General features: G+C 63.0%; 12 protein-coding genes. 4 read left to right on the forward strand and 8 right to left on the reverse strand.

Going from position 1 to position 11592, the window contains the following annotated elements; genetic code table 11:
* Positions 1 to 383 precede the first annotated feature (383 nt).
* Both AC13D8_RS00995 and AC13D8_RS01000 read right to left on the reverse strand, forming a co-directional pair.
* Positions 384 to 1061, reverse strand: a complete 678-nt coding sequence (locus AC13D8_RS00995) for an SDR family oxidoreductase (protein ID WP_482967238.1) — start codon at positions 1059 to 1061, stop codon at positions 384 to 386.
* A gap of 749 nt (positions 1062 to 1810) precedes the next feature.
* A complete protein-coding gene (locus AC13D8_RS01000) occupies positions 1811 to 2344 on the reverse strand; it encodes a YecA/YgfB family protein (protein WP_482967239.1) in 534 nt (177 codons plus the stop codon).
* Positions 2345 to 2747: 403 nt separating this feature from the next.
* Here AC13D8_RS01000 and AC13D8_RS01005 point away from each other — a divergent pair, with 403 nt between their 5' ends.
* Entirely contained in the window at positions 2748 to 4052 is a 1305-nt protein-coding gene (locus AC13D8_RS01005) for an NAD(P)H-dependent oxidoreductase (RefSeq protein WP_482967240.1), read from the forward strand.
* Positions 4053 to 4357: 305 nt separating this feature from the next.
* Positions 4358 to 4765 (forward strand): helix-turn-helix domain-containing protein, encoded by a 408-nt coding sequence (locus tag AC13D8_RS01010; RefSeq protein WP_482967241.1) that lies wholly within the window; start codon positions 4358 to 4360, stop codon positions 4763 to 4765.
* Between the two features lie 447 nt (positions 4766 to 5212).
* Here the strand turns inward: AC13D8_RS01010 and AC13D8_RS01015 are convergent, their stop codons facing one another.
* The 5 genes from AC13D8_RS01015 to AC13D8_RS01035 all read right to left on the reverse strand — a co-directional run bounded on the left by AC13D8_RS01015 (position 5213) and on the right by AC13D8_RS01035 (position 8395).
* Complete coding sequence (locus AC13D8_RS01015) at positions 5213 to 5416, reverse strand: YgaP family membrane protein (RefSeq protein ID WP_482967242.1); 204 nt, start codon at positions 5414 to 5416, stop codon at positions 5213 to 5215.
* Between the two features lie 487 nt (positions 5417 to 5903).
* A complete protein-coding gene (locus AC13D8_RS01020) occupies positions 5904 to 6887 on the reverse strand; it encodes a calcium/sodium antiporter (RefSeq protein ID WP_482967243.1) in 984 nt (327 codons plus the stop codon).
* A gap of 197 nt (positions 6888 to 7084) precedes the next feature.
* A complete protein-coding gene (locus AC13D8_RS01025) occupies positions 7085 to 7258 on the reverse strand; it encodes a hypothetical protein (protein WP_482967244.1) in 174 nt (57 codons plus the stop codon).
* Between the two features lie 46 nt (positions 7259 to 7304).
* Positions 7305 to 7526, reverse strand: a complete 222-nt coding sequence (locus AC13D8_RS01030) for an EF-hand domain-containing protein (RefSeq protein ID WP_482967245.1) — start codon at positions 7524 to 7526, stop codon at positions 7305 to 7307.
* Positions 7527 to 7831: 305 nt separating this feature from the next.
* On the reverse strand, positions 7832 to 8395 hold the full coding sequence (locus tag AC13D8_RS01035; protein ID WP_482967246.1) for an exopolysaccharide biosynthesis protein: 564 nt from the start codon (positions 8393 to 8395) through the stop codon (positions 7832 to 7834).
* Between the two features lie 177 nt (positions 8396 to 8572).
* Between AC13D8_RS01035 and AC13D8_RS01040 the strand changes: the two genes are divergently transcribed.
* Positions 8573 to 8755, forward strand: coding sequence for a hypothetical protein (locus AC13D8_RS01040; protein WP_482967247.1), 183 nt, complete (start codon positions 8573 to 8575; stop codon positions 8753 to 8755).
* Positions 8752 to 11295, forward strand: coding sequence for a protein translocase subunit SecD (gene secD, locus AC13D8_RS01045; RefSeq protein ID WP_482967248.1), 2544 nt, complete (start codon positions 8752 to 8754; stop codon positions 11293 to 11295). The genes AC13D8_RS01040 and secD overlap by 4 nt, the downstream gene beginning before the upstream one ends.
* 154 nt (positions 11296 to 11449) lie before the next feature.
* Here secD and AC13D8_RS01050 read toward each other — a convergent pair whose 3' ends face one another.
* A complete protein-coding gene (locus AC13D8_RS01050; RefSeq protein WP_482967141.1) occupies positions 11450 to 11590 on the reverse strand; it encodes a CorA family divalent cation transporter in 141 nt (46 codons plus the stop codon).
* Between the last annotated feature and the right edge of the window lie 2 nt (positions 11591 to 11592).

Consider the following 11592-nt stretch of genomic DNA (forward strand, 5'->3'; position numbering starts at 1 on the left):
GAGAGCTTTGCATCGGGGATGATGGTACCAGAAGGTATCCCCGCCGCACGATTCGACATTCTAGGACTTTGCCATTTGACGGGACGGGATCATTGGCGAGCCGCTTGCCGATGCACTACTCGCCAAGTGCGAGCGTCGCATCGGGGCCGGAACCCTCTACGGCTTCAATCCGTTCGTGACGGCAATCGCGCGGCGTCCCTGATCCGGCTGTGATGATCGCGGATACCGGTGACGCCAGACCGCATCTGGGTGTCTTGTTTTCGGGCTTCCCGGGACTGCACTGACCTGTCCGGGTCTGGCCGGGCGTATGCTGGATATGACATCAGCGCTGCCCATACCCGGCTCGCGCTTTCGGCGAGCCCGGGCGGCCTTTGAACTGGGCTTCAGCCTGTGGGCATCACCGTCAGTTCCAGCACATTCGCACGCTCCGGCTGATGCAGCGCAAACATTACCGCATCTGCCACATCCTCGGCTTTCAGCTTGTCCGGCTTGGGCACGGAGAAGAATGGCGTGTCCACCATGCCGGGCGCGACGACGGTGCAACGCCCACCCCATTCGCGCATCTCCTGCGCCATGTTCCCGCCATATCCGTGTACGAACCACTTCGATGCGCCGTAGATCGAGCCTGGGATATGCACCTTGCCCGCGACCGACCCGGTCAGCACAAGGTGGCCGCGGGTCTTGCGCAGTTCTGGAAGGCTCGCTCTCGCGGTGTAGAGCAGGGCCATTATGTTCACGTCGATCAGCTTGCGCCATTCTTCCGGATCGCCGTTCTCCGTGCCTGGCGTGTCCAGCCCAATACCCGCATTTGCAAACGCCGCGTGCAAACCGCCGAAACGCTCCGCCGTCTCCTCAATAGCCTCCTCCTGCGCGGCAAGATCGGTCGCATCGCCGGGTATGACATGACTTGCCTCGCCTAGTTCGCTGTGGAGCTTGGCGAGCTTGTCCTGGGACCGGGCCATGAGCCCGACGTTCCAGCCTGCTTCCACAGCTGCGCGCGCTGTGGCTGCGCCGATGCCGCTGGACGCGCCGGTAATGAAGAGTGTCTTTCGGTCGGTCAAGGGATGCTCCTTTTCTGGCTTTGGTCACAGGTAAGCCCCGGCCAGCAGTCATCCACCCCTGTTCTGGTTGGGGCTGGCGACCGGGGCGCTATGGCCGGGACGCGATGAATGGCGCGCATGTTTCAAAGCGAAAGACATTAACAGTTCCTGTTGCTGTGAACGACCAATCAGAATGGTGTTCCATGCGCGCTGTCATCGTGTAAGCGCTATGCCTTTGGCGACTTTTCCGGATCTTCAGAGGACTCATTGTGCCAGATCGACCAGCATGGGCGCTGCCTGCGCGCGAAAAACATCGCGGGCACGTTCGATGCGACTGCGCCCCGCCTCACGCCAGATTTGCCGTGCAAGAGTCGGGCCCGGGTCGCCGTCTTCTCTCCTCGTCGACGCCATGGCCATCGGCAGACCTTGGACAAGGGTATTTTCCCGGTCTGTGTACAGGGTAGCGCGCCCGACCATCGCCCTGTCGTGGGGCTGAAGCAACTCGCCGCACGTGCACCGCGACACACGCATGCACGAGCAAAATCAGGAAAGGCGGGGGTTTTGCCGAGGCACATCACAGGTGCGTCGGGCAGGTGGAGATGTGCCGGCATTCAGCGTGCCACCAGGCCCCCTCTGATCACCTCCGGGGGAAAAGAATTTTAATCTATGTCCTATCCATGTCCTATGAAAAACCACCAATTACTGCGAACGAGCGAGAGCCCCGGCGCGTGCTGCGACGGGGCCGGGCCCTGCAAACGCTCGGGGCATAGCTAAGAGGCCTCCTGCCAGAACCGGTAGATACCAACCACGGCACTCGGAATTTCCTCGGCGGCGGCGTCTAGGGTCTCGGCAAGCTCCGCCTGTGGTATGCCCATGACGGAGTTGCCCTCCTCGTCGATCATGTGAACCAAGATGGGCGTCAGGAGCGGACCATGCGACCCGCTCTCGGAAAGCCTGAGCCATTCCTTCGGCCGAAGGGAAGCGGCCTTCATGAACCCCTCACACCAGTCCATGGCGATGACATGGCCGTCCTTTGCCTGCCATAAGATGGGCTCCACCTCGGGCGGGTCCTTGGCCAGCCCATCGAGAATATCGGCATAGAGACCCATCATTGCCTCGATCACCCAGTCGGGCTGCCCTTCCATGTGCCCCCCAAGAGCCACGGGCACCCATTCCTCCGGCTGGATGATCACGGGGGAGCAGGCGATGCCGTGGAGAAAGCCATCGAGGTCCGACAGCATCAGGCAATCGTCAGGGGTCGCCTCCGATGACAGGTAGGTATCGAGTTCCTCAAGACTGATCATGCTGACACCCCGGGGTTTTCGACACCGGGGTGGACTACACCATGGACTGCTATACGCTTTCAATGGCCCTGTCGCTTATACTCGGACACAAGTGATGCGCGCAACACTTCGTGGGCGTCCCCTGCTTTCAGGACCGTTCCTTTGGCCATTTACGGACAATGTGATTTTGCGAATTTCGATTTCTGCGCATCATGGACGTTCGAGCGAGATGTGGGGACGGGCAGTTCACGCCCATTCTGTCCGTGACCCGATGATTTCAACGCACCTTGTACGCTGAACTGCTCGTCGCTGCATCCGCGACGAGCTAACCCGCGACATGAATTTCAAATCAACCCCTCTGGACAATCGCACATGAGCGGCCTTTCCTGCCGAGCATGCGAAACGCACTCATGAGGGCTTTGGGATGAACCTTGCAGCACTGGCCGCCGCCGCCGAGCAGTCGAAACGGCCCGTCCGAGCCGGCCTGATCGGGGCTGGCAAGTTCGGCTCGATGTTTCTGAGCCAGGTGCCGACCATCGCCGGGCTAGAGGTCACAGCAATCGCCGATCTCAATCCCGACCACGCGCAGGCCGCGTGCCGTCGCGTGGGCTGGGCGCCCGAGCGTATCGCCGCAACGACGTTTATCGATGACGGCGGTGCCTTGGCAGCACGGGACGATGTGGATGTGGTGATTGAGGCCACCGGCAACCCGCGGGTGGGCATTAGCCATGCCCGCGCCGCTATCTCGGCGGGCAAACATGTGGTCATGGTCAATGTCGAGGCCGATGTGCTCGCAGGCCCTACGCTTTCCGCCGAGGCCCGCGCGGCGGGCGTGGTCTATTCCATGGCTTATGGCGACCAACCGGCGCTTGTCTGCGAGATGGTGGATTGGGCCCGCGCCACGGGGTTTGCCGTGGCCGCAGCGGGCAAGGGCACCAAATACCTGCCCGCTTATCATCAGGTTACCCCCGATGATGTCTGGTCGCATTACGGCCTGACCCCGGAAGAGGCCGCGGCAGCCGGCATGAACCCGCAGATGTTCAACTCCTTCCTCGACGGCACCAAAAGCGCGATCGAGATGGTGGCCATCGCCAATGCATGCGGGTTGAACGTTCCCGATAACGGGCTCGCATTTCCGCCTTGCGGGGTGGACGATCTCGCCCATGTGCTCCGCCCCCGCGCGGTGGGCGGGCAACTTGACGGCACGGGTATGGTCGAGACCGTCTCGTCGTTAGAGCGTGACGGACGGCCTGTCTTCCGCGATCTACGCTGGGGGGTTTATGTGGTACTCGAGGCCCCAAACGACTATGCTGCGGCCTGTTTCAAGCAATACGGTCTGCCGACGGATTCAACCGGGCGCTATGCCTCCATGTACAAGCCCTTTCACCTGATAGGCCTGGAATTGTCCGTTTCGGTCCTGAGCGTTGCGCTCCGCCAAGAGCACACCGGCCAGGCACGGGCGATGCGCGGCACCGTGGCTTCGATTGCCAAGCGCGACTTGAATGCAGGAGAGATGCTAGATGGCGAAGGCGGCTACACGGTCTACGGCAAGGCGTTGCCGGTGAGTTGTGCGCGTGATGCGCTGCCCATCGGGCTGGCGCATCATGTGCCCCTTGTACGCGACGTGGCCGCAGGCGCGGAGGTTCGGTTTTCGGACGTGGATTTGGGTGACGACCCGGTCGCCAAGCTGTACCGCACCACGCTCGAAGCCCCAACTCGCGGGGAATAAGCGCCGCCCCGAGTTGGTTTCGCGCCGATGCTCGCCTCGCGCGTCTTGCCAGCGCGCTTTACCTGCTTGTTCCGTCCCGGCATTTGATTTTCGGCGACATGTCGGAGCAGTGTGCATCCCCCAAGCTTACCCCTGGAGCGGGATTGGCCAAGCCTGTGGCACTGAGTGTCTTCATTTTTCCATACCCCAAGAACCTCGCCACCAAGTCTACTTGCCCCAGGCAACACCGCAAGGCATGCCCGCCCGCCTTCTATCATCGGGGCACGCACACGCTGCATGTGCAGCCCGATCCAGAGGAGGCAACGATGCGCCCACATACCCACTCCCCCACGACCCAGTACCTGCACGACGCGATCGAGAATTGCGACAAGACCCAACGCGAGATCGCCCGCGATGCGGGCTTTCCCCATCCCAACATGCTGTCCATGATGAAGACGGGCGAGTCCAAGGTGCCGATCAGCCGTATCCCCGCGCTCGCGGCGGCATTGGGCACGGATGTCCGCGCGTTCATCGAGATCGCCATGCACGAATACCATCCCGAGATCTGGCACACGCTGCGCGAGCACTACGCGCCGCTTCTCTCTGAGCCCGAGGAGAAACTGGTCGAGCTCTACCAGCTGGCCGCCCTCGGGGTGGACATCCCCTGGAGCGGCGAACTGGAGGATGCGCTCCACGGCGTTTTCTCCCTCGCGGCGCAGGACCCCGAGCCGTGAGGGGGGGCGCCGTGACCCGGGGTTTTCCCGGGGGCCAAGGGGGCGCTGTCGGTGCCCCCTGTTTTTGTCCCCAGCCACGCGCTTACGGGCGCACCCACCCAAGGTTGCAGGATGTCTTAGGTGGGTGGGTTGTGGCCTTGGCAGGGGCGCTGGATGTTCCGCGGGCGGGCAGGCGCATCCTTGGAGGGCCGGCAGGCCGCGGCGGGGATCGATCCGTCGACATTGCGCGGGCACATGTCCCGTGTACCCGCCACAGGCGCACACTGATGCATTTCTTCGGCAAAGAGGGGGCGCGAAGCCTCGCCAAGCGTACTCTGCGGGCGATTCCCGGGCTCTATGGACCTGCTTGGTGTCCTCGAGATGATGTTCAGCGCCTTCCTCCGCAAGCGGCCTGGGAACATCGATCCTACAGCTTCAGGTATTCAACAGCTTTGACCTAGGATCAATTTAACCGAAGCCAGCTTTGGTCGGCAGGCCCATTTTCTTCAACGTCATGACCACCGGACAAATACCGGTGAAGGACGCCTGGACGAGATGTGCGCCCATGATGCCGGTGAGCCAGAGCCAGTTCGGGCTATGAAAGGCGGCAAGCAAGGCACTGCCCAAGACGATAACGCCGACGATTAGAAGGATTGATCGTTCTACGGTCATTGATGTTCTCCAAAAAGCCGCGTGTCACTTAGAAAACCCGATAAAGTGCCATGTGGCAAGTGTCTGGTTTGACCCCGTTCTGAACCCCGAACCGGCTCGCCAACTCGGCCATCGTCTGCTCACCCTTCAGCGCCTCAGGCCATCGGCGCCGCGCTCTGGCAAAAGGGTGATCATGATTGGATCCGATGCACCAATACCCACTGAGACAAGGTGAACCACAAAAAGCTGTTCCGACTCTATAGCGACGACGGTCTGGGTGTGCGTCGCAGAGTTTCACATATGCGGGCTCGGGGTAGGCGTAAGCGCATCCTGGTACCGGACCGGGCCGAACCAGCTATGGTCGCTCAACTTCATGTAAGATTTGCCCGAGGTTTGACAGATCGTGCGCAACGGCGTCTGGGCGATCGAGGTGGTCGACATGGATGGACGCCGGATCGAGAAGCTTCTGGTGCAGAGGACCGGAGCGGTCCAGACTGCTCAACGATGATCAAGGCCAGATGACGTAGACGTAAGCGACATACCCTGTTAGCAGGACTGCCCCTTCCCACCGGGCGATCCTAAGCGAGGTCCAGGCGAATGCGACAAGGGCCACCGAAACGCCGATCATCACGAGGTTGTCGAAGGTCACGATCTCGACCGGGACGGCACCCGGCGCTATGAGCGCGGTGAAACCGCCAATCCCGAGGATGTTGTAGATGTTGGATCCGACGATGTTGCCGAAGGCCACGTCGCCCTGTTTTCTCAGGCCTGCGACCACCGAGGTCACGAACTCTGGCATCGAGGTGCCGACAGCAACGATCGTGAGCCCGATCACCGTCTCCGCGATGCCGAAGCCGCGGGCGAGCGAGACGGCGCCCTCAACGAGGAAGCGGCCGCCGAGGACGACGAGCACGAGACCACCGAGCGCGATCAGTGTCGAGACCAGCAACGATGTCCGCGGCGGCGCGGGCGGAGCGAGTGCTGAATCGGTTTGCTGCAGTGCAAGGCTCTTGTCGTAGACCGCGCCGTGTCCTGCAGGCGCGGAGGCGCTTTCCTGCCGGAACGCGAGGTAGACATAGGCGATCAGCGCGGCGACAAAGATCACGCCCACGACACGGCCAAGCGGCATGAGGAACGCCACGACAGAGAAGGAGATGGCGACGGCCAGCATCACCGCGCCGTCGCGCCTAAGTGCGACCGAGGCGATGACCATCGGGCTGATCAGCGCGGCGACCCCGACGATAAGAAGGATATTGGCGATGTTGGAGCCGACGATGTTGCCGTAGGCGATGCCCGGCGCGTCCGACAGCGCCGCCTGCACCGAGGTCACGAGTTCTGGCGTCGAGGTGCCGAAGCCGACCAGCGTGAGCCCGATGACCAGAGGCGATACGCCGAGCCCGGTGGCGACCTGGACCGCCCCGCGGACAAGCAGTTCGCCGCCCGCGATCAGCAGGACAAGACCTCCGAAGAGTGGCAGCCAGATCTCAATCACGTTTAATCCCTGTTTGGTTGTGTGGCAGAAACACGCGGATACGGACTCGGGCCGATTGCCGATTGAGGATCGGCTCGGACGCCGGTGCCGATGCCACAGCATCGTGTGGGCGCGAAGCCCACTATCGATAGCCCGGTCAAAATTATGCCCCCGACGGGCTAGCCGCCGGGGGCACAATTGTCAAACTACGGTCGAAGTTACTCCGAAACGGGTGCCGTCTGCTCGGTGGCTGGGGCAACCGCGTCAGCGGAACTGCCACCAAACCATCCGAGCCCGTATCCGAGCGCAGCAATCACGACGATCACTGCAAGCGCGCCTCCGCCCCAGACCCACAGATTGGTTTGCTTCGGAGCGTGTGTGTTCATGGCCATGGCTTTGATCCTGTGATCCAGAATGACCCTGTCCCGAGGGACGGGGTTATTCGCTGGGTTTCATGATCGTGCCGGCCTCGAGGGCGGCGGTGAGTTCGCTCTCGTCCACGAAGCTGTCGCCGCTCATGTCGATCTGGGCGAATGTGTCTTCGCTGAGGTCGGGATACATCACCGACATTTCGGCAAAGGAAACCAGGCTGTCGCCATCGGTATCGACATCCGACACCATGAGCGAAAAAGCCGGGGCCGCGAACAGAGCGACCACCATGGCACCAACTGCTGCACGACGCATGTTTTGTTCTCCAGAGAAATGTCATGGGAGGACCATCCTCCCAAGCAGGATAGAAATCAGAATGGGCAAGCGTCTATTCAAGGTCCTCTGACCGGGAACTGAGAATATTTTCTTCCGGCTCACGTGGCTTGGCATGCGCGGAAATTATTCCTTTGGAATCAATAACGAACGCCCATAGTCGAAGAGGCTGCGTTGTTGGCCTCCGCCTGGGATGCACCTTCGTGGGCTGCGCGCGGAGGTTTCCCCGAAACGCAAGTCAGATGTGACCTGGGTTTGCCGCGTCAGAAAATTCGGGCGACGGCAAACGCGCCGCCGCCGATGATCGCCGCGACGACGACCAAGGCCAAGGCAGAGGCCATAAGGCCGGCAAAGAGCCATATTCCGTCCCGTTCACTCAGCGCGAGGCCGAGTGCGATGATGGCAAGCGCCGGAATCCCGTTGGCAAACGGGATCGGCAGGAACAGAAGCAGCGCCATGACGAGGCAGGCCAGTCCGATCAACCGATCCACACTCGCCGTGGCGCCCGGCCAGAAGCGTGGCCGCGCCAGCCGTTCGATTCGTGCGATCCATGGCAGGGAATAGTATACGACCCGTGCAAAGCTGGCGCGATCGACAGATCGGTTGTTCAGGGCCGCGGGCAGCCAGACGGAGGGGCGCCCCGCGATGAGCTGCAGGGCGAGGATCATCAGCGGCAGCCCCGTAATGACCGAGGAGCCGGGCAGATACAGAAATACGTTGGGCACCGCGAACAACACCATGAGCGGTGCGAAGCTGCGATCCCGCAGGCCGGACACGAGATCCCCGAGCGCGACGCGCGCGCCGAGCCCGGTTTCGAGATGGCGCAAGACATCGGACAGTCGGCGAGGCCCCTGGTGCGGGGCCGGGACAACATCAGGTTGGCTGGTCATTTGACGAGGCTTTTCCCCGGCCTTTCCCAATCAGATCGGAAAACAGGATTATGACGCCACTTGTCCGGAAAGGAGCCTGCACGGTGCCGTCCTCGGTGGGTCCATGACACGCCATTGGCTGTCTCGATCAACGGGTTCCTGGCGCGAATTGAAAGTGGCGATTTCCTGCTGTCTTTCAATCCGGCGGCTCGGGATTCTTTTTCATGGCGCCCCTTGTGCGCCTTCGTCGTCGATACGATCTCCAAGCTGCCACTCGCAGAACAGGCGCCGAATACCGGGTCCTTGTCGCTTCGATGATCGGCGAGACGAGCCCGGCGTTTCCGGGCCTGGAGACCTCGGTCTTGAAGCTGCCCCTCTGGCGTTTCGCCCTCTACGCGTTGGTCATCCTGGCCGGTCTCGCGATCGCCCTTCCGACCTTCCTGCCGCGAAATCTCGCGCAAGCCTGGCCGATGGAGTCGGTTTCTCTGGGGCTCGATCTGCGCGGGGGCGCGTCGCTGATATTACGGGCAGACGAGACCGCGATCCGTTCAGGGCTCGTGTCCGACTTCGCCGCCGCCTTGGCCGACGCCGATCCTGGCCTGCGCGCCCAGACGGCGCCGGAGGGCGACGGACTGATTATCGCTTTCACTGCCGGCATGACGTCGGAGGCAGCGATGGAGACGGCGCTCGGCGCGATGCCGGAAGTGGGTGGCGGACCCCTGCGCCAGCCCGAGCCTGCATTCACGCTTCGTGCCTACGAGGGCAAGCTCAAAGCAGCGCTGCGCCCCTCGGTCGTCGCTATGGCGCAGGCCGATGCCGTCTCGCGCAGCATTGAGGTCATCCGCAGCCGGATCGACGAGGCCGGCGTCGCCGAGGCGTCGATCCAGTCACTGGGGCGCGACCGCATCCTCGTGCAGATGCCGGGTATCACCGATCCCGCGCGCCTGCGGGCGCTGTTGGGGGCGACCGCGCAACTGACGTTCCACAGGGTTCTTCCTGACGGGACCGAGGGCGCGCTGCATCTGCTAGAGATTGGTGGCGCAGAGATTTCCGTCGCTGCGCGCCCCGCGCTGGATGGCGAGCGTCTTGCAGATGCCAGCGCCGCGTTCGAGCCGGATACTGGTGCGCCGGTGGTCGAGTTCCGGTTCGACACGGAGGGTGCGCGGGCTTTCGGCGCACTCACGCAGGAACTGGTCGGACACCGGTTCGCCATCGTGCTCGATGGCAGGGTTATCTCGGCGCCCGTGATCCAGGAGCCCATCCTCGGAGGTTCCGGCGTGATCAGTGGTTCCTTCACCGTTGAGGAGACGACGACGCTGGCAGCGCTTTTGCGCGCCGGTGCCCTTCCGGTCCCGCTCGAAGTCATAGAGGAGCGGACCGTGGGCGCGGATCTTGGCGCGGACGCAATCGCGATGGGGCTCTGGACGGGGCTTGCGGGCTTTGCCCTGGTCGCCACCATGATGATCGCGCTCTACGGTGTCTGGGGCGCCGTGGCGACTGGCGCACTTCTGATCAACGTGGCGCTGACCGTTGCCGCGCTTGTTCTACTAAGCGCGACCCTCACGCTGCCGGGGATCGCCGGGCTCATCCTGGGGATGGGGCTCGCCGTTGACGCCAACGTGCTGATCAACGAACGTATTCGTGAGGAAACGCGCGCCGGAAAGCGGGCGGCCTCGGCGGTGCAGGCGGGCTTTGATCGGGCGTATCGCGCCATTCTCGATTCGAACCTCACCACCCTGATCGCGACCGCGCTGCTGTTCTGGCTGGGGTCCGGACCGGTTCGGGGCTTCGCCCTGACCATGGGGCTCGGTATCGCGATCTCGCTCTTCACTGCCGTCGCCGTCGTCCGCGCGGCAATGGACATCCACTTGCGTACGCGCAGGCCCAGGACCTTCGACATCCGGCCCCTTTTCGGGTTTCTCGCGGCGAAGTCCGTTCCGTCCTTCCGCTTCATGCGCGCGCGGTTTGCGGGCCTTGCCGTGTCGCTGGTCCTGTCCGCGGCGTCGGTTTGGCTCTTCGTTGCGCCGGGTCTGAATTACGGCGTGGATTTCCGTGGTGGCGCGTTGATCGAGGCCCGCAGTGAAGCCCCCACGGACCTCGCGACGCTTCGAGCGGGCATCGAGGGCCGCGCGCTAGGCGAGGTGACGCTTCAGGAGAGCGACGGCGGGCGCTCCGTCCTGATCCGCATCGAGGAGCAAGCGGGGGGCGAGGCCGCGCAAACGGCGGCGGCGGAGGCCGTGCGGGCGGTCTTGACGCAGGTTGCGCCGGCTGCCGAAATCGACCGGGTGGAGATCATCGGTCCCCGCGTCAGCGCTGAACTCGCAGTGGCCGGACTGATCGCTGTCGCCGCCGCGAGCCTCGCCATGCTGGTCTACATCTGGGTGCGGTTTGACTGGCCCTATGCGGTAGGTGCTATCGCGACGCTCGTGCTCGACATCACCAAGACGGTCGGCTTTCTCGCTTTGACCGGGCTCGATTTCGGGCTGACGGGCATCGCCGCATTGTTGACGCTGATCGGCTATTCGGTCAACGACAAGGTCGTGGTTTATGACCGGATGCGCGAGAACGCGGGGCGTCATCCGGGCATGCCGCTTCAAGATCTGATCGACCTGTCGATCAACCAGACGCTCGCGCGGTCGCTCTACACCTCCGGCACGGCTCTGCTCGCGATGCTGCCCATGGCGATCTGGGGCGGAGGCGCGGTGCAGAGCTTCGCCATCCCGATGGTGTTCGGGATCGTTGTTGCCGCCTCCTCGTCGATCTTCATCGCCGCGCCCATCCTCCTGTTCCTGGGCGATTGGCGTCGCCACAAACAGGCGGTGCCGGACGCCGCGCCGAAACAGGGCGTGACCCCGTGACAGACCGGGCTTACTGGCAGATCGTGACCTCTGGCTTTCTCGCACACGTAATCAATGCCGGGCCAGCTTCGGCCCCGCTTCGAGCCTTTCGCGGCGAAGCAGCCGCATTGGGCCAGGCAGCGCGGCCGACCTTATTCTGTCTGGCTTAAACCGCTCAAAGCCAGCCGCGCTTTCGGCACCAGAGATAGGGCAGTACGGAAGAGGCGAGCATCAATATGAGTGCAGCCGGGTAGCCCCAGGTCCAGGTCAGCTCGGGCATGATCTCGAAATTCATGCCGTAGATGGCGGCGATCAGGG

It is taken from the genome of Roseovarius sp. B-10 (assembly GCF_056859295.1).